The 16,577-nt window shown below is 73.3% G+C and carries 17 protein-coding genes; 4 read left to right on the top strand and 13 right to left on the bottom strand.

Translation table 11 applies throughout. The features are described from left to right. Nucleotides 1–50 precede the first annotated feature (50 nt). From CHF15_RS11845 to CHF15_RS11825, 5 genes are all read right to left on the bottom strand, one after another. A complete protein-coding gene (locus CHF15_RS11845) occupies nucleotides 51–386 on the bottom strand; it encodes a nuclear transport factor 2 family protein (protein WP_089223688.1) in 336 nt (111 codons plus the stop codon). Nucleotides 387–389: 3 nt separating this feature from the next. Then, entirely contained in the window at nucleotides 390–1,592 is a 1,203-nt protein-coding gene (locus tag CHF15_RS11840) for a cytochrome P450 (protein ID WP_089223687.1), read from the bottom strand. A gap of 56 nt (nucleotides 1,593–1,648) precedes the next feature. After that, on the bottom strand, nucleotides 1,649–2,080 hold the full coding sequence (locus CHF15_RS11835; RefSeq protein ID WP_089223984.1) for a hypothetical protein: 432 nt from the start codon (nucleotides 2,078–2,080) through the stop codon (nucleotides 1,649–1,651). A gap of 195 nt (nucleotides 2,081–2,275) precedes the next feature. Then, nucleotides 2,276–3,454 carry a GDSL-type esterase/lipase family protein gene (locus CHF15_RS11830; protein ID WP_089223686.1) on the bottom strand — a complete coding sequence of 393 codons (1,179 nt, stop codon included), beginning with the start codon at nucleotides 3,452–3,454 and terminating at the stop codon, nucleotides 2,276–2,278. Nucleotides 3,455–3,531: 77 nt separating this feature from the next. Beyond that, entirely contained in the window at nucleotides 3,532–4,101 is a 570-nt protein-coding gene (locus tag CHF15_RS11825; protein WP_089223685.1) for a TetR/AcrR family transcriptional regulator, read from the bottom strand. 481 nt (nucleotides 4,102–4,582) lie between these two features. On the opposite strand from CHF15_RS11825, the gene CHF15_RS11820 reads away from it, so the two are divergent. Continuing rightward, nucleotides 4,583–5,335 (top strand): hypothetical protein, encoded by a 753-nt coding sequence (locus CHF15_RS11820; RefSeq protein ID WP_245938787.1) that lies wholly within the window; start codon nucleotides 4,583–4,585, stop codon nucleotides 5,333–5,335. Nucleotides 5,336–5,409: 74 nt separating this feature from the next. Here CHF15_RS11820 and CHF15_RS11815 read toward each other — a convergent pair whose 3' ends face one another. Then, a complete protein-coding gene (locus tag CHF15_RS11815) occupies nucleotides 5,410–7,536 on the bottom strand; it encodes a SpoIIE family protein phosphatase (RefSeq protein ID WP_089223683.1) in 2,127 nt (708 codons plus the stop codon). A 130-nt stretch (nucleotides 7,537–7,666) separates the two neighbouring features. Next, entirely contained in the window at nucleotides 7,667–7,837 is a 171-nt protein-coding gene (locus tag CHF15_RS44835) for a hypothetical protein (protein ID WP_179279751.1), read from the bottom strand. A gap of 95 nt (nucleotides 7,838–7,932) precedes the next feature. Here CHF15_RS44835 and CHF15_RS44830 point away from each other — a divergent pair, with 95 nt between their 5' ends. Both CHF15_RS44830 and CHF15_RS11805 read left to right on the top strand, forming a co-directional pair. Then, the gene (locus CHF15_RS44830; protein ID WP_179279750.1) at nucleotides 7,933–8,088 is read left to right on the top strand and encodes a hypothetical protein; all 156 of its coding nucleotides are present in this window, start codon (nucleotides 7,933–7,935) and stop codon (nucleotides 8,086–8,088) included. A gap of 143 nt (nucleotides 8,089–8,231) precedes the next feature. Next, nucleotides 8,232–8,813, top strand: coding sequence for a TetR/AcrR family transcriptional regulator (locus CHF15_RS11805; protein ID WP_089223682.1), 582 nt, complete (start codon nucleotides 8,232–8,234; stop codon nucleotides 8,811–8,813). Between the two features lie 42 nt (nucleotides 8,814–8,855). On the opposite strand, the gene CHF15_RS11800 is transcribed toward CHF15_RS11805, so the two are convergent. Continuing rightward, nucleotides 8,856–9,617 (bottom strand): SDR family NAD(P)-dependent oxidoreductase, encoded by a 762-nt coding sequence (locus CHF15_RS11800; RefSeq protein WP_089223681.1) that lies wholly within the window; start codon nucleotides 9,615–9,617, stop codon nucleotides 8,856–8,858. A 391-nt stretch (nucleotides 9,618–10,008) separates the two neighbouring features. Here CHF15_RS11800 and CHF15_RS11795 point away from each other — a divergent pair, with 391 nt between their 5' ends. After that, a complete protein-coding gene (locus CHF15_RS11795; RefSeq protein WP_143681552.1) occupies nucleotides 10,009–10,188 on the top strand; it encodes a hypothetical protein in 180 nt (59 codons plus the stop codon). Nucleotides 10,189–10,613: 425 nt separating this feature from the next. On the opposite strand, the gene CHF15_RS11790 is transcribed toward CHF15_RS11795, so the two are convergent. The 5 genes from CHF15_RS11790 to CHF15_RS11770 form a co-directional block, all read right to left on the bottom strand. Further along, nucleotides 10,614–11,630 carry a LacI family DNA-binding transcriptional regulator gene (locus CHF15_RS11790; RefSeq protein WP_089223679.1) on the bottom strand — a complete coding sequence of 339 codons (1,017 nt, stop codon included), beginning with the start codon at nucleotides 11,628–11,630 and terminating at the stop codon, nucleotides 10,614–10,616. A gap of 63 nt (nucleotides 11,631–11,693) precedes the next feature. After that, nucleotides 11,694–12,722, bottom strand: a complete 1,029-nt coding sequence (locus CHF15_RS11785; protein ID WP_089223678.1) for an ABC transporter permease — start codon at nucleotides 12,720–12,722, stop codon at nucleotides 11,694–11,696. After that, nucleotides 12,719–13,687, bottom strand: coding sequence for an ABC transporter permease (locus CHF15_RS11780; protein WP_089223677.1), 969 nt, complete (start codon nucleotides 13,685–13,687; stop codon nucleotides 12,719–12,721). The genes CHF15_RS11785 and CHF15_RS11780 overlap by 4 nt, the downstream gene beginning before the upstream one ends. Continuing rightward, entirely contained in the window at nucleotides 13,680–15,296 is a 1,617-nt protein-coding gene (locus CHF15_RS11775) for a sugar ABC transporter ATP-binding protein (protein ID WP_089223676.1), read from the bottom strand. The genes CHF15_RS11780 and CHF15_RS11775 overlap by 8 nt, the downstream gene beginning before the upstream one ends. 111 nt (nucleotides 15,297–15,407) lie before the next feature. Continuing rightward, nucleotides 15,408–16,499 (bottom strand): ABC transporter substrate-binding protein, encoded by a 1,092-nt coding sequence (locus CHF15_RS11770; protein ID WP_089223675.1) that lies wholly within the window; start codon nucleotides 16,497–16,499, stop codon nucleotides 15,408–15,410. Nucleotides 16,500–16,577: the final 78 nt, after the last annotated feature.

Here is a 16,577-nt window from a genome sequence, read left to right as displayed (position 1 = left end):
CGGCCGCGATCGCCCGTCGAGGCCGGGCGCCCGCGTGCCGGGTGATCGGTTCAGCGTCCCGCGGTGCCCGTCAACTGCCGGGTGAGCTCCCAGGCGGAGCGTTCCACCCAGGCGTGCCGCAGCCCGCCGTCCTCGCGCACCGCCCAGACGGCCGTACCGGAGAAGCAGACCGGACGCCCGTCGGGCTCGGTGCCCAGCAGACCGTTGCTCCTCCCGTGCGCGACCCACCGCGACGCCACGCGGCTCCCGTCCTCGTTCTGGAAGGACCCGACGACCTCCAGCCGCAGGTCCTGGACCTGGCCCAGGAGGACGAAGTCCTCGGTGACGAAGTCGCCGATCTTTGGGGGGTCGTGGGCGTTCCAGACCTCCTGCCAGAGTGACGACACGGTTCAGAGGCGGACCGGCAGCTCCGTCCTCCCGTTGAAGACGAAGGTCGGCAGCGGTTCCAGCTCCTCCAGCGGCGCCGCCGGCCGCAGGCCGGGGAAGCGCTCGAACAGGGCGGGGAGGGCGGCTGCCGCCTCCAGCCGTCCGAGGGGTTCGCCGATGCAGCGGTGCACGCCGTGGCCGAAGGCGACGTGGTCCTTGTCGCGCCGGTGGACGTCGTAGGCGTCCGCGCCGTCCGGGTGCCGGCGCGGGTCGCGGCCGCCGGCCCCGAAGCCCAGGACGATCGCCTCGCCGCGGCGGATCACCACGCCCTCGCCGAGGTCGATGTCCTCCACGGCGTACCGCAGCGGCATGTGCTGGACCGGCGAGTCCGCGCGCAGGGTCTCCTCGACGACCGCCGGCCACGGCACGGCGCCGGCGAGGACGTCCTCCAACTGCTCCGGGTGGCGCAGCAGGCCGATGACGGCGTTGGTGATCAGGTCGGTGGCCGAGGGGACGCCCCCGGCGACGGTGACGACCAAGGCCAGGAGCCGCTCCTCGTCGGTCATGTCCGGGGCCCGGACCAGGATCGTCGCCAAGTCGTCGCCGGGCGCGCCCGCCTTCTCCGCGAGGAGCGCGGCCCAGAAGGCCATGGACGCCTCCGTGGCGGCGGCCGCGGCGCCGGGATCGGAGGGCGGCTCCAGCAGGGCGCGCATCGCCCGCACGGCCTGTTCCCAGCGGTCCTCCGGTACACCGAACAGGTCGCACAGCGTCTCGCAGGCGACGACGCGGGCGTACCGGGCGCGGACGTCGACGACCCGCCCGGAGCCGGGCGTACCGAGCGCGTCCAGATAGGTCTCCGTCCTGTTCCGCAGGCTCGCCCCCAGGGCGGCCGTCCGTCCGGGGGCGAACGCGCGCTCCATGACGGCGCGCAGGCGGCGGTGGTCGGAGCCGTAGGCGTTGAGCACCGTCGGTGAGGCGAGGAAGGGCGACAGCGGCCAGTCCGGGGGCACTTCGCCGAGTCCGGGCCAGTGCTGCCGGGCGTCGCGGGACACCCGGTGGTCGGCGGTGAGGCGCCGCAGCACCTCGTAGCGGGTGACCGACCAGGCGGTGATGCCTCCGGGCAGTTCGACGCGGGTGGCCGGGCCCGCCGCCAGCAGGCGTGCGGTGTCTTCGTGGAGCCGGTGGCCGGTCGGATCGAGCCGGATCGGCTCCGAGGGCTTGTGCATGAGGAGTCCTTCCTTCGGCTTCGCGCCGTCGCCGTGCGGCGGCCGCCGGGAGGGGATCAGTCGCCGGGGAGCGGTCCGCCGATCTGGCAGGCCTGGCAGGGCGGGCGGCCGCAGGTGCACTGGGTGATCGCCTCGAGTACACCGCGGTCGTGGTAGAGGCACTCGTCGCGGCAGGTGTGGCGGGGGATGAACCCGGCCTCGATCTCGCCGGGCCAGGGCTCGTGGCCCTCGCGGCAGCGGGCGAAGCGCTCCGGGTCGGTCGCGTGCAGTTCGTGCATCGCGGAGCGGGCCTCGTCCTCCAGCTTCCGTACCCGGGTCACCAGGGCCTTGAGCTCGGCGGCCAGGCCCTCGAAGCGCTCGGCGCCGGTGCGTACGTGGGCGGCCCGCAGGGCCATCGCTGCGTTGCCCAGGAACCTGCCGGCGTCCTGGAGGTCGGTGACGTGGTGCATCTGAAGGCCGTTCACGCCACGGACCCATACGGCGTCCATGCTCACTTCTCCACCTCTCCGGTGATCGCCGTGTTCCGCGCGACAGGCCGTGCAGCCTGGCGGACTCTCGCGGGGCGGACCTGGGGTAGCGCTGCCATGGTGGATCCGGGCATCAGGTGAGGCAAATCGATGGACTGCATACCGCGATGCGGCACGTCGATGACCTTCGTGCCGCGCCGCCCCGCGGGATGCCGGTCAGCGGGCGGCCGTGGCGAAGGGACCGGTGCCGGCGAACACCAGCCGGGCGAAGTTCCCGCCGATGCGCCGGTGACCCGCGGGGTCGGGGTGGACCTCGTCCGGCAGCGGCAGTTCCGCGTAGTCGGCCGCGCCGTAGAGCTTGCGGCCGTCCAGGTAGTGCAGGTTCGGGTCGTCGGCCGCCCGCCGGGCGACGATCCGGGCCAGTTCGTCGCGGATGACGTTGAGGGTCAGCCGGCCCGCGGCGCGTTCCGCCGGGTCGCCCGTGGCCCTGAACCGCAGGGTGCCGCCGTCGAAGTCCGGCGCCAGAGGGCCCGGGGTGTCCTCCTGGACGGGGCAGAGGACGGGGGAGACCACCAGCAGCGGCGCCGTGGGATGCCCCTCGCGCACGATGTCGAGGAAGCCGTGGACCGCCGGGGTGAAGGCGCGCAGGCGCATCGCGTCGGTGTTGACGATGTTGATGCCGATCTTGAGGCTGATGAGGTCGGCCGGGGTGTCGCGCATCGCGCGGGCGGTGAACGGGTCCAGCAGCGCGCTGCCGCTGAAGCCCATGTTGACCAGTTCCACACCGCCCGCCGCCGCGGCCAGGGCGGGCCAGATCTCGCTCGGATGCGCGGCGTTGGAGCCGTGGCTGATGGAACTGCCGTGGTGCAGCCAGACTTTGCGGTCCCGCGGCGCCGGCGGCTCGACTGGGGCGTCGGTGCGCAGGGTGATCACTTCGGTGATCTCGTTGTGGGGGAGCCAGATCTCGACCTCCTTGTCCCCCGGGGGCAGTTCGCAGAACCGGGCGGTGCCGGCAGGACCCTCGTGCAGTTCGGAGGCCTGGGTGACCATGTCGGTGATCTCCCGGACGTTGCCGCCGGCCACGGTGGCCCGGGCGGCGAGACGGCCGTCGGCCAGCAGTTCGTACACGCCGTCCGCCGGGGGAGGGAAGCCCCGGTAGACCCGCTTGGTGGGCAGCGTGTCGAGTTCGACGGTGGTGGCCCGGGTGCGGAAGACCAGACGCACGCCGGACGGCTGCGCCTCGGCGGTGGCCAGTTGCTCGTCGGGGATCTGCCGGCGTGCCGCGGCGGGCAGGCGGTGGGGGAGCAGCCCGCGGCGGGTGCGCTCCACGTCGAGGGCGCCGCGCAGCAATTCCTCGGTGACGGGTGTGGTGATCAGGTTCTCGTTCGTGTGCATGGTCCGGTGCCTGTTCGTGGGCGGTTCGCGGGCCGGGGGCCCGTACGTCGGGTGGGGTGGTGCCGGGGCGCGCGCCCTCAGGACGCGGACCGCTCGCGCAGCAGGGCGTCGAGCGAGTCCAGCGCCCACGTCCACGACGCCTCCGCCGTGACGGGGGTGTGGTCGAAGCCCCCCGCCAGTTCGAGGCTGACGTAGCCGTGGAAGACGCTGCCCAGGAGGCGGACGGCGTGCGTCTGGTCCGGCTCCGGGATGTCGTATCCCCGCAGGATGGCCCGCGTCATCTGGGCGTGCCGGACCCCCGCGCCGGCGGCCGCCGTCTCCGGGTCGAGCCTCAGCTGGGCCGCCGCGTAGCGGCCGGGGTGCTCCCGGGCGTACGTGCGGTACACGTTCGCGAAGGCGACCAGGGCGTCCTTGCCCGCGCGGCCGGCCAGCGCCTCGGCGGCACGGTCGGCGAGTTCCTCCAGGGCCAGCAGGGCGATCCGGGTCTTGAGGTCCTGCGAGTTCCTGACGTGCGAGTACAGGCTGGCGACCTTGACGCCGAAACGCTCGGCGAGCGCCGAGACGGTCACCTGGGCGAAGCCGACCTCGTCGGCGAGTTCCGCGCCCGCCCGGGTCAGGCGTTCCGCGGTGAGTCCTACGCGTGGCACGGCGGGCCTCCCTTCATCCGTAAGAGATTATGCGCATACCTAAATGCGTTAGGCAAGCGCCTAGTGGATTATCGGGTGCGTACTCTCCGCTACGAACGGCCCACCCAGGATGCGGCCCAAGTCACCGCATGTAACGGTCGTCTTGTGCAATGCGGGTTCGACTGGGACCAGGGGACTCCGGGACGGCTTCCGCCGTCGCATCACCGTCCTCCTCGCCCAGGACGTCGAGGTCGACTCCCCCGGGTACGGCTCCTGCCGTAGCGGAGGCTCGTCGAACGCATCCCCGCACGATCCACGACCACTCACCAGGTTCTGCTGAAACGCGAAGGGCCACGACCCGGCCGCCGTCGTGTCGTGCCGTGCTGCCGTGCTGCCGTGTGCCGCTCAACGCCTCGGCGCAGGCGGCGGATCGGACCCTTCGGCTACCCGGAAGGAATGGGCTGTGAAGGCTCGTCTTGGCTTGAGTCGGGGAAGGACGCTCGTGGCCGTCGCGCTGGCCACGATCGTCACCTCGACGCTCACGGGATCGATGTCCGCCGTCGCGGACGGAAGCTCCATACGCTCGGACCACTGGGGCGTCATCGCCCGCAACACCATCGGTTCCCCCGTCGCCGACCTCAGGGACGGCCCCTACGGCTCGTACGGCGTGACGGGGTCCGCGGCCAGGCCGCCGTACGGCAGGGGCAGCCTGGGACTCGCGGTGTCGGACGACTCCACCTCACTGACTCCCCCCAGCGAGAAGGTCGACTTCGGCAACGAGGTCGACTTCTACAACGACCGCGTGCGGGACCTGACGAAGCTGGGGTTCCACGTCTTCCAGACGGCGGAGAACGTGAGCTACGGCGGCACCCGCAACCTGCCCGGCATCAGGATCGAGATCAACCCGAACCTGGCCTCGCGTCCGGGCGACACCTACTCCACGCTGGTGTGGGTCCCGCCCGCCGTCGCGCCGACCAACCAGTGGAGCGGCTACCTCGACGCCACCGTCTCGAACGGCGAGTGGTTCCTGTCGGGCGGCGAACTCGCGCCCCTGTGCACCCAGGCCAGCCCGTGCAACTTCACGACGTTGAAGAACTCCATCGACAGCGACGGCGGTTCGCCCGCGACCATCTACACCATCGCCGTCGGCAAGGGCCGCGACCACATCTGGGTCGGGGCGGTCGACGGCCTGCGGATCAACCGGTACGTCTACGACTTCGAGGCCAACGCCGTCACCGCCCGCCGCGTCGGCTGACGACCGGGATTCCCCTCCCGCGAGGAGCTTGGGCCGTCACCGGGGCGAGCTGCCCGGTGACGGCCCAGGCGGCGTCAACCGCCTTCGCGCCGCGCCTGGATGAGCAGCAGCGCGATGTCGTCGCTGCGCGCCGGTGACTGCTCCGCGTGGTGCACGAGCGCGTCGGCGACCTCGTCGACGGTCCCGGTCCCGGCGCGTGCGAGACGGCCGGCGAGCGCGGCGATGCCGTCCTCGATGTCGGCGCCCGGAGTCTCGACCAGACCGTCGGTGTACAGGGCGAGCAGCGCGCCGGGCGGCAGGGGGATCTCGGTCGGCGGGTAGGTGGCGTGGGGGTCGATGCCCAGGAGCAGCCCCGGCGCCAGGTCGAGGACCTCGACGTGCCCGTCGGGGTGGCGCAGCAGCGGCGGCAGGTGGCCCGCGGTGGCCAGCCGGGCCCGGTGGTGCGCCAGGTCCAGCTGGACGTACAGGCAGCTGGTGAACAGACCCGGGTCCAGGTCGGTGAGCAGGCGGTTGGTGCGGGCCAGGACCTCGTCGGGCGGAGCGCCCGCGGTGGCGTGGACGGCCGTGCGGACCTGCCCCATCAGTGCCGCGGCGCTGACGTTGTGCCCCTGCACGTCGCCGATGGCCGCGCCCGCGAGGTGCGTGCCGAGCCGGATGAGGTCGTAGAAGTCGCCGCCGATGCCCATGCCGCGGCCGGCCGGCAGGTAGCGGGCCGCGACGTCCAGGCCGGGCACACACGGGAGGGTCCGGGGGAGCAGGCCCTCCTGCAGTCGTTGTGCGAGGCGGTGCTTGGCGTCGTACAGGCGCGCCCGGTCCAGGGCCTGGGCGATCAGCCCGGCGGCGGAGGTGAGGACGGTGCGCTCCTCGTCGGTGAAGGGGCGGGGCCGCTCGTAGGCGAGCACCAGCGAGCCGACGGGACGGCCCGAGGTGATCAGCGGTAGGAAGGCCCAGGAACCCATGCCGTCCTGGTGGACGGCGGGCGGGTAGGCCCGCCGGAGCTCGGCGAAGGTCGGGAAGAAGCCGGGGACGCCGGTGGTCATGGCCCGGACGGCGGGGGTGTCCGAGGTCAGCGGGGCCGCGTCGAAGCGTTCCATGAGCTCGGAGGGGTAGCCGCGGTGGCCGATGATCCGCAGCCGGCCGTCCTCCGCCGTCATGAGCGCCAGGGCCTGGGCACCGAAGGCGGGCAGCAGTTGGTCGGCGGCCTGGTCGGCGACGTCGCGCACGCCGATCGCCTCGGTGAGCGTGGCCGCGAGGTGCATCAGGTGGTAGAGGACGGCCGCCCGGCCGGGTTCGGCGGGCGGCGCGGGGCGCAGCACCCGTGCGGGGTCGGTGGGGAGGGCGGCGGGGACGATGCGGACGCTGACACCGGAGGAGCCGGGGTAGAGGTGGAAGGACAGGCAAGGGCCCGCGGGCGGCGAGGCGGTGAAGGAGGCCGGCTGCCCGCTGATCGTCGCGGCCCGGTAGTGGTCCTCGACGACGGGCTCGTCCAGCCACGGCAGGACCTTCCACAGGCAGGCGCCGAGGAGTTCGGTGACGTCCGCGCCCAGGAGGCGGCCGGCCTCGGTGGTGGCGAAGAGGATCCGGCCGTCCAGGTCCAGGGTGCAGCAGCCCCCGGGGAGGCGTTCGGCGAAGTCCACCGCCGACTGCGCCTCGGCCGGCCATGCCGCGCGCGGGCGCGGCGGCGGCAGTATCCGCGGTTCCCGGGGCGCGGCGAGCGGCCGGCCCTGTTCCTCGGCGCTCCGCAGCAGCGCCAGCAGGTCGCGGCAGGCGGTGTCGATCGCGGCCCGCTCCCGCGGGCTCGGGTGCGGCGGGTGCGTACCGGGCCACTGCAGGACCAGCCCGCCCGGCGTGCTGGTGCCGTCCGTGACCGGCGCGGCGGCCAGCGCGAAAGGGTAGGGCAGCATCAGCGCGAGACGGGGGTAGGTGCGCGCCATCTCCTCCTGGCCGCCGACCCACACCAGGCGGCGCTCGCGTACGGCGTCGGCCACCGGGGTGTGGTCGGTCAGCGCCACCCGCGTCCACGGCACGGCGGTCTGCCGGGAGACGCCGCTCAGCACCGCCAGCCGCAGGACCGGCTCCCCGGGCGGGAGCAGGTAGACCGCGCCCACGGACGCCTCGCTGTCCCGCAGCGCCCCGGCCAGGACGGTGTCGAGCGACACCGCCCCGAAGCCGGTGGCGGCCGGGGGGCCCGCAGCGTCCATGCCCTCACCCTCCTCCGGCGGCCGGGCGGCGGCCCGTCGGCGTGGTGCGTCCGCCCCATAAAAGAATTACCCATATGTACGTTTCGTGTCCGCGGTCGCCGGGCTTCCCGGAGATGTCGCGGCGGCCTGGTCACTCCCTGTGCTGGAGTTCCGGATCCTGTGTGTTCCCTCGCCGGACGATCCGGCGCCGGATGATCCGCCCCCGCGCCGTCCCGTCCGCGTCGACGGCGACGTACGCGATCAGCGCGGCCAGGGCCAGGATCCCGGCGCCCCACCAGTAGGCGACCGAGAAGCCGTGCACCAGGGAGCGGCCGGTCAGGTCCGGCGGAGCCGCGGTGGGAGGCCAGGTACCCGGCGGTGGCGCCGGCGGCGACGGTGTTGAGCAGCGCGGTCCCGATGGAGCCGCCCACCTGCTGCGCGGTGCTGGTCATCGCCGAGGCCACGCCCGCGTCACGCGCCTCGACGCCGTGGGCGCCCAGGCTGAAGGCGGGCATGAACGCCGTGCCGATGCCGGCGCCGACGACGATCTCGGCGAGTGCCACGGAGGCGTAGGAGGAGCCGGGGTCCAGCAGCGCCGCGGGTCGGGTGCGGGGGTGTCGTCGGACATGGTCGTGCTCCTCGGGGAAGGGGGGCTGGGGGGAGGGGGTGGAGGAGTAAACTGGACTGTTCGTTCCGGATAGGCGTACACTCCGCCCATGGCACGCGTGAGGGAGTTCGACACCGACACGGCCGTGGAGGCAGCGATGAACGCCTTCCGCACCAAGGGCTACGAGGGCACGTCGGTCCAGGACCTGGTGGACGCCACCGGCGTCGGCCGCGGCTCGCTGTACGCGGCCTTCGGCAGCAAGGAGGGGCTGTACCTGGCGGCCATGGACCGCTACCGGGAGCAGTACGCGCTGCCCCTGGTCGAGGTCCTGCGCTCCGGCGCCCCCGGTCGCGAACTGCTCCGTGAGGTGCTGGTCGCCGCGGTCGACGAGATCGCGCGCGACGGCAGCCGGCGGGCCTGCCTGATCGTCGGTGCGGCCATGGAGCGCGTCGCCCACGATCCGCGGGTCGCCACGCACGTGGAGTCGACGACCGCCCTTCTGGAGGACGCGCTGGCGCAGGTCGTCGCACAGGCGCAGGCGGACGGCCAGGTGTCCGGCAAGCGCGACGCGCGGGACCTCGCGCGGTACCTCGTCGTCACGATGCACGGCCTGCGGGTCATGGGGGCCATCAACCCCGACCGGGAGGCGCTGACGGCCGTCGTCGACGCCGCCCTGGACGCTCTCGGCTGACTCGCCGGCGGCCGATCCGCGCCTCCCGGCCGGCCTCCGTCCTCATCGCGCGGTGAAGCCGCCGTCGATGGCGAGCGCGGCACCGTTGACGAACCTGCTCTCGTCGCTCAGCAGGAAGGCGGCGAAGGCGGCCACGTCCTCCTCCGCGCCCGGCCGCCCGGTGGGGATCTGCCCCAGGAACCGGTCCTCGATCTCGGGGTACGCCTGGATGGCGGAGCGCCACAGCGGGGTGTCGATCAGACCGGTCACCAGCGCGTTGACGCGTACGCCCGCCTTCGCGGAGTCGAGTGCCGCGGAACGGGTCAGGCCCACCACGCCGTGCTTGGCCGCCACATAGGCCGGCATGCCCGCGTCGCCCACCACGGCCGCCGTCGAGGCGTTGTTCACGATCGACCCGCCGCCCGAGGCGGTGATCGCCGGGAGTTCGTGCTTCAGGCTGTAGAAGACGCTGGTCAGGTTGGTGGCGATCATGTGGTCCCAGAAGGCGGCGTCGGTCGTGCCGAAGGTGCGCTGGTTGTCGCCGCCGCCGGCGTTGTTGAACGCCCCGTGCAGGCCGCCGAATTCGGTCACCGCGTAGTCGACCAGGCGGGACACGTCGTCCTCCGTGGTGACGTCCGTCGGCAGGAAGGACGCGCGGCCGCCCGCGGCCGCGATCCCGGCCACGGCCGCCTCGCCGCGCGCCTTGTCGCGTGCGCCGATGACGACGGTCGCGCCCTCGGACGCGGCGCGCCTGGCGAAGGCCGCGCCCATGCCCGACGTCCCTCCGGTGACGATGACGACCTTGGATTCCAGACGGCTGGACATGTCTGCTCCCTCCGGGTGCCCGCGGGCGGCCTGCGGCCGGCCGCGGGGTGCTCCCGTTCCGTGCGATGTCGGGGTTCTGGCGGGCCGTACTTCCCGGCCTGCCATCGGAGGCTAGCACAATCTGGAACGAACGGTAGGTAAAGAAAGGTCCGAGGCTGGGAAGGGCGCCCCGATACGGGCCGTCGTAGATTGTTCGCATGGGGGCGGTGGGCCGGCGATCACTCACCGGCCGGCACTCGGTGACCCGCGAAGGGACGGCCAGGGATGACGGGCTCAGCCGCCGGCGACCGCGTCGTGCCTCCCGCCGCGGAGGCTCCCCCGCCGCCGTCGCCGTCCTCGCCCACGGTGCGCGTCGACCTCGGCGGCCCCTGACCGGAACTTGGTGGTGACGGTGGAGTACACCAGGGACCATTTCGTGGTGATGCTGCGCAAGGCGGGCCTCGCGGAGGTCGCCGACGAGGCCGAGCGGGTCCTGCCCGACCCGGTCGAGGACCGGAGGATCGCGGCCTTCCTCGTGCCGTACGGCATCACCCTCGACCAACTGGCCAGCCGGATGGGCGGCACGCTCTAGGTCGTGTCGTCAACGCCCTTCCCCAGCCTTCGGCCGGGGGTGCCCCCACCCCGCGGCACTCCCCCAGCTTCGCTGGGAGGTGCCCCCACGCTGCGTTGTCGAATCGTCCGAGTAGCCCACTACGAGGACGACTCTCCGCCTTGCGATGCACCGCACTGAGGGCACCTCCCAGCGCAAGCTGGGGGAACCGCGGGGCCCGCCCTTCGGGCGGTGGGGGCACCTCCCAGCGGTAGCTGGGGGAGCTCATGTGACGACACGGCCTAGCCCGGCCGCCGGCAGCCGCGCTCACCTGCCGGTGCGCGCGCCGCGGCGGCCTCGTCGCGTGGGCCGACCGGCGAGGGCCGTTCGTACGGCCCCCGCCGGAACTCCGCCTCGACGCGCGGCAGTACGGCGCCGAACCGGCCCGCGCCCGGCGGCCGGCCGGGTCAGTGACCGCGGCCCAGGGTGGACTCGCGGACGACCAGGTCGAAGCCGGGCCGCACGCGGCGCGGCGGGGCGTCCGGCGCCCCGGTCAGCCGCTGCACGAGGCAGTCGACGGCCTGGCGGGCGATCGCCTTTTTGTCGGGGGAGACCGTGGTCAGGGTGATCGTGCCGTAGCGCCCCTCCTCGATGTCGTCGAAGCCCACGAGCGCCACGTCCTCCGGCACCCGCAGCCCCCGGGTGGTGAGCACCCGCAGGGCGCCGATGGCCTGGAGGTCGTTGTAGGCGAACACCGCGTCCGGCCGGGCCCCGCGGTCCAGCAGGTCGGCCATCGCCTGGGCGCCGTCGGCCCGCCCGTACCCGGAGGCCGTGGCGACCAGGTCGTCGCCGTGCGGCAGCCCGCAGGCGGCCAGTTCCTCGCGCCAGCCGCGCAGTCTCAGGTGCGCGGGCTGCCGGGCGATCTCGCTGCGGGCGCCGATGAAGGCGATCCGCCGCCGTCCCGTCCCCGCCAGATGCCGTACCGCGCTGCGCGCCGCGGCCACGTTGTCGATCACGATGTGGTCGTAAGGGGCGTCGTACTCGCGCTCCCCGAGGAGCACCAGCGGTGAGCTGTCGGTGCGGGCGAGCAGGTCCGGCGTCTCCAGCTCGATCGGCGAGAGGATCAGCCCGTCGATCACATGGGTGCGGAAGCCCTGCGTCACCAGGATCTCCTTGCGCCGTTCGCCCGCGGTGTGGTCGAGCAGCACGGTGTAGTCGTGGCGCGCGGCGGCGTCGATGACGGCGCCGGCCAGCTCGGCGAAGTACGGGTTGCCGAGCTCCGGCAGCGCCAGCGCGATGATGCCGGTGCGGCCCTTGCGCAGGTGCCGGGCGGTGAGGTTGGGCCGGTAGCCCAGTTCGTCGATCGCCTGCTGGACCCGCGCCCGCATCGCGGGTGTGACGTGCTGGTAGCCGTTCACGACGTTCGAGACGGTCTTGATGGACACTCCCGCGCGCTGCGCGACGTCCTTGAGGCTGACGCCCACGGCGCTCCCTCCGGGTTGGGCCGGTGCCGGAGGGCCGCGCGCGGTCCACCGGCACCGGCACGGTCATGTGGTGCGCGGACCCCGCGCGAGATACCGCTGGGCCACGACCACCACGATAAGGAAGCCGCCGCTGACCACCGATTGGTACGAGGAATTGAGGGAGCCGATCTGGTTGATGAGGTTCTGGATCACCGCCAGCACCAGGACGCCCCACAGGGTGCCGCTGACCGAACCCGCACCGCCGACCAGCAGCGTGCCGCCGATGACGACCGCGGCGATGGCGTCCAGCTCCATGCCGACGCCGATGATGGTCACGCCGGAGGACAGCCGGGCGGCGTTCAGTGCCCCCGCGAAGCCCGCGAGCAGCCCGCTGATCGTGTAGACCAGCACCCGGGTCCTGGCCACCGGCAGCCCCATCAGCGTGGCCGCGTCCGGGCTGCCGCCCACCGCGAACAGGGACTGCCCGAACGACGTCCGCTGGAGCACCAGTCCGCCGGCGGCGAACAGCACCAGCGCGATCAGGACCGGGTGGCCGAACCCGGCCACGGTGCCCTGCCCGAGCTCCGCGAAGGCCGAACCGTGCGGCACCAGATAGGTGTCGGCGCCCTCGTCGGTCAGGGCCAGCAGCAGTCCCCGGGCCGCCAGCAGGCCCGCCAGCGTGACGATGAACGGGGCCATCCCCGCCCGCGCGATGAGCAGGCCGTGCACGGTGCCGAGCAGACCGCACACCGCGAGCGGCAGCAGCAGCGCCGGCAGCATCCCGTACTGCGACGCCCACGCGGCGAGGACGCCGCCGAGCGCGAAGACCGAGCCGACCGACAGGTCGATGCCGCCGGTGATGACCACGAGCGTCATGCCGAGCGCCACGATCGCCAGGAACGAGGCCTGGACGGTGACGTTCCGCGCGTTGTCGAGGGTTCCGAAGGACGGGAAGACGAAGGAGGAGACCAGCACCAGCAGCAGCAGGACGGCGAGTACGCCCTGCCGCTGCACCAGTACGGCAAGCCGCCGCCGGTCCCCGGCGCGGGCCGCCGCCACCGCGGGCGGCTCCGGTGCGGCCCCGGCGGAGCGGGGCGTGGTGAGTGACTTCATCGGGATCGACGCTCCCGGGCGACGTAGACGGCGACGAGGATGATGACGGCCTGGGCCATCTGCGCGGTGGAGTCGGGCAGATCGTGCTTGACCAGGGTGGCCCGCAGCAGCTGCATCAGCAGTGCCCCGCAGACCGTGCCGAGGACGCGCACGGACCCGCCGGTGAGCGGGGTGCCGCCCACCACCACCGCGGTGATCGCGGACAGCTCCATCAGGGTGCCGAGGGTGGACGGGTCACTGGCCGTCAGACGGGCCGTGGCCAGCACCCCGGCCAGGGCGGCGAGCACCCCGCATACTACGTACACGCCGATCAGCACCCGCTTCACCGGCAGTCCGGCCAGCCCGGCGGCGGCGCGGTTGCCGCCGATCGCGACCAACCGGCGCCCGAAGGTGGTGCGGTGCACGACCCCGGCGACGAGCAGGGCGAGCACACCGGCGATCAGCACGACCACGGGGACGCCCAGGACGTCGTCGGTGCCCAGGCCCAGCAGGCCCGGGTTGGCGATCTGCTTGAGCTGCCCGTCGGCCAGGACCAGCGCCAGCCCCCGGCCGCCCACGAAGAGCGCGAGGGTGGCCACGATGGGCTGCAGCCCCACCACCGCCACCAGCGTGCCGTTGACCGCGCCCACCACCGCCCCGGCGGCGAGTGCCATGAGCAGCGCGGACAGCAGTCCGTAGCCCAGGTACAGCGGGAGCAGGGCCGCGGCGAGGGCCATGACGGACCCCACCGACAGGTCCACCCCCTCGGTACCGATCACCAGCGCCATGCCGAGTGCCACGATCACCACCGGGGCCACCTGGACGAGTTGGGTCCGCAGGTTGGCCCCGGTCAGGAAGTGGTCGGTGAAGACGGCGTTGAACAGGACCAGTACGGCCACCGCCGCGTACACCCCGTACGCCTGGAACCAGGCGGGGGTGGGGAGCCTGACCGCACCCCGCCGCACGGCGGGGGAGAGCTCAGCCATCGTGCCGGACCTCCTCGTCGTCCGGGCCGCTGCCGGCCGCGGGCGCGTGCGCCGCGAGGACCTCCAGCAGCTCCCCCTCGCCGACCCGTTCGCCGGTCAGCTCCCCGGCCACCGCGCCGCCGCGCAGCACCACCAATCGGTCCGCGCCCTCCACGAGTTCCTCGATGTCGGAGGAGATGAGCAGCACCGCCAGTCCCTCCTGGGCCAGTTCGTCCACCAGCGCCTGCACCTCGGCCTTGGCCCCCACGTCGATGCCGCGTGTCGGCTCGTCGAGGAGGAGCACCTTCGGCTCCAGGCAGAGCCAGCGGGCCAGCAGCACCTTCTGCTGGTTGCCGCCGGAGAGCTCGCCCACCTTCTGCTCGGGTCCCGAGGCCTTGATCCGCAGGCGTTTCATGAAGACTTGGACGACGCGGTCCTGCCGGGCGCGCGAGACGACGCCCGCCCGGGACAGCCGCGGCATCGCGGCCAGCACGATGTTCTCCCGCACCGACAGGCCCGCGACGATGCCCTCCGCCTTGCGGTCCTCGGGCAGCAGGCTGACGCCGGCGCGGATCGCGGCGGCGGGGGAGGGGCGGCCCAGCCGCCGCCCGGCGACCGTCACCGACCCCGAGTCCAGCGGCAGCGCCCCGGCCAGCGCCTTGGCGGTCTCACTGCGCCCGGAGCCGAGCAGACCCGCCAGGCCCAGCACCTCGCCCGGGCGCAGCTCCAGGGAGACGTCGTCCAGGACATGGCGCCGGGTCAGCCCGGAGGCGGTGAGCACCGCCTCGCGGTCGGGGTGGTGGTCCTCGCCGAAACCGGTCCGCCCGTGCCTGCGCACCTCGGAGACCTCGCGGCCGAGCATCATGGCGACCAGTTGCATCCGGTCCAGGTCCGCGAGGTCGCCGGTGTGCACCAGCCGCCCGTCGCGGAGCACCGTGACCCGGTCGCAGATCCGGTACAGCTCCTCGAGGCGGTGGCTGACGTACAGGACGGAGATGCCCCGGTCGTGGAGGTCGCCGATGACCCGGAAGAGCGTCTCGACCTCGCGCGGCTCCAGCGCGGAGGTCGGCTCGTCCATCACCACGACCCCGGCCCGTACCGACACCGCGCGGGCCAGCGCCACCATCTGCCGGGTGCCCACGCCGAGGCTGCCCAGCGGGTGGCGGACGTCGGCGGTGACGCCGAAGCCCGCGAGCAGCGCCGCCGCCTCCCGGTGCATCCGCGGGAAGTCGATCAGGCCGAGGCGGTTCCTGGGCTCGCGGCCCAGGAAGATGTTCCGCGCCACGCTCATCAGCGGGACGAGGTTGACCTCCTGGTAGATCGTGGTGACCCCGGCGTGCTGTGCGTCGGACGGCCGCGCGAAAGCGACCGGGCGGCCGTCGAGCCGTACCTCGCCGGTGTCCGGCCGGTGCACGCCGGTGAGGACCTTGATGAGGGTGGACTTGCCGGCGCCGTTCTCACCGACGAGGGCGTGGATCTCGCCCCGGCGCAGGGTGAGGGAGACGTCGTCGAGCGCCACCACACCGGGGAAGCGCTTGCCGATGCCGACGGCCTCCAGCACCGCGGGCGCGGTGGGGCCTTCGTCCGGACCGGGCGGCGGTGCGGCGGGTGCCGCGTCGGGGGGTGCCATGGCGGGCCTTCCGTGGGGTCGCGGTGTCGGGGAGCCGGGGAGGCGGGGGGCCGGGGAGGCGCGGGCCTGCCGCCCGGCCGGGGAGGAGGACCGGGCGGCAGGCGCGGGGGCTCAGTAGGCCCCGGACAGCGAGTTCTTGGCGTTGGACGCGTCGTACTCGCGGTCGGAGATGATCACGTCCTCGGGGATGGCCTCGCCGGCGAAGAACTTCTGCGCGGTGGCGAAGGCGAGCGGCCCGAAGCGCGGGTTGGACTCGATGACGCCGTTGTACTGGCCGTTCGCCAGGGCCTGCACGGCGTTGCGCGTGCCGTCGATCGACACGATCTTGACGTCCTCGCCGGGCTTCTTCCCGGCCGCCTTGAGCGCGGTGACCGCTCCGAGGCCCATCTCGTCGTTCTCCGCGTAGACCGCGGTGATCCCGGGGTTCGCCTGGATCAGCTGCTCCATCACCTGCTGGCCCTTGTCGCGGGCGAACTCGCCGGTCTGCTGGGCGACGATCTCCAGGCCGGGGGCCTGGGCCTTGATCTGGTCGACGAAGCCCTTGGTGCGGTCGGTGGTGACGTTGTTGCCGGAGGCCCCGAGCAGGATCGCGACCTTGCCCTTGCCGCCGGTCACCTTGATCATCTGGTCGGCGGCGCGCTTGCCCTGCTCGACGAAGTCCGAGCCGAGGAAGGCCACGTAGTCCTTGCAGGCGGTGGCGTTGATCTTGCGGTCGATGGTGATGACGGGCACGTGCTTGGCCGCCGCCGCGCGCAACGCGGGCTCCAGGCCGCCGGAGTTGAGCGGGGCGACGATCAGCAGCTGGGCGCCCTGGGCGAGCATGTCCTGGATGTCGCTGATCTGCTTGGGCAGCTGCGACTGCGCGTTGGTGGTGAGCAGCTTCTTGACGCCGAGCTTCGCCGCCTCGTCCTTGATGGACTGGGTCTCCGCGATGCGGAAGGGGTTCGCCTCCTTCTCCGACTGCGAGAAGCCGACGACGGCGTCCTTGAGGTCCAGCTTGCTCGCCCCGTAGGTCTGCAGGGTGCAGCCGCTGCCGGAGGCGTCGGCCGCCGCGGTCGGGGACTGCACGACCTGGGCGCCCTCGGAGGAGGAGGGGGAGGCGCTGCCGGAGCCCTCCTCCTTGGCGCAGGAGGTGGCGGTCAGGGCGGCCGCGGCGGTGAGGCACGCGACGGCAAGGAAGCGGGTGGAACGGGAGGTGCTCATGGACGTTCAACTCCTCGGAGAGCGGCGTGCGACCTGATCGGGGTTGGTGCGGTGGTTCCTGCCGTCGCCCCGGGGGGA

Origin of the sequence: Actinacidiphila glaucinigra, assembly GCF_900188405.1 — a bacterium.
GTDB classification, from domain to species: Bacteria; Actinomycetota; Actinomycetes; order Streptomycetales; family Streptomycetaceae; genus Actinacidiphila; species Actinacidiphila glaucinigra.
Note: the sequence above shows the minus strand (reverse complement) of the source record. Positions and strands in the feature narration are given on the sequence as shown.

Bases quoted from the DNA above. Each gene is read 5' to 3' on its own strand.
- CHF15_RS11840 (WP_089223687.1), bottom strand. From the start codon at position 1,592: ATGCACAAGCCCTCGGAGCCGATCCGGCTCGATCCGACCGGCCACCGG.
- CHF15_RS11835 (WP_089223984.1), bottom strand. From the start codon at position 2,080: ATGGACGCCGTATGGGTCCGTGGCGTGAACGGCCTTCAGATGCACCAC.
- CHF15_RS11830 (WP_089223686.1), bottom strand. From the start codon at position 3,454: ATGCACACGAACGAGAACCTGATCACCACACCCGTCACCGAGGAATTG.
- CHF15_RS11815 (WP_089223683.1), bottom strand. From the start codon at position 7,536: ATGGACGCTGCGGGCCCCCCGGCCGCCACCGGCTTCGGGGCGGTGTCG.
- CHF15_RS44830 (WP_179279750.1), top strand. From the start codon at position 7,933: ATGGAGCCGCCCACCTGCTGCGCGGTGCTGGTCATCGCCGAGGCCACG.
- CHF15_RS11805 (WP_089223682.1), top strand. From the start codon at position 8,232: ATGGCACGCGTGAGGGAGTTCGACACCGACACGGCCGTGGAGGCAGCG.
- CHF15_RS11800 (WP_089223681.1), bottom strand. From the start codon at position 9,617: ATGTCCAGCCGTCTGGAATCCAAGGTCGTCATCGTCACCGGAGGGACG.
- CHF15_RS11785 (WP_089223678.1), bottom strand. From the start codon at position 12,722: ATGAAGTCACTCACCACGCCCCGCTCCGCCGGGGCCGCACCGGAGCCG.
- CHF15_RS11780 (WP_089223677.1), bottom strand. From the start codon at position 13,687: ATGGCTGAGCTCTCCCCCGCCGTGCGGCGGGGTGCGGTCAGGCTCCCC.
- CHF15_RS11775 (WP_089223676.1), bottom strand. From the start codon at position 15,296: ATGGCACCCCCCGACGCGGCACCCGCCGCACCGCCGCCCGGTCCGGAC.
- CHF15_RS11770 (WP_089223675.1), bottom strand. From the start codon at position 16,499: ATGAGCACCTCCCGTTCCACCCGCTTCCTTGCCGTCGCGTGCCTCACC.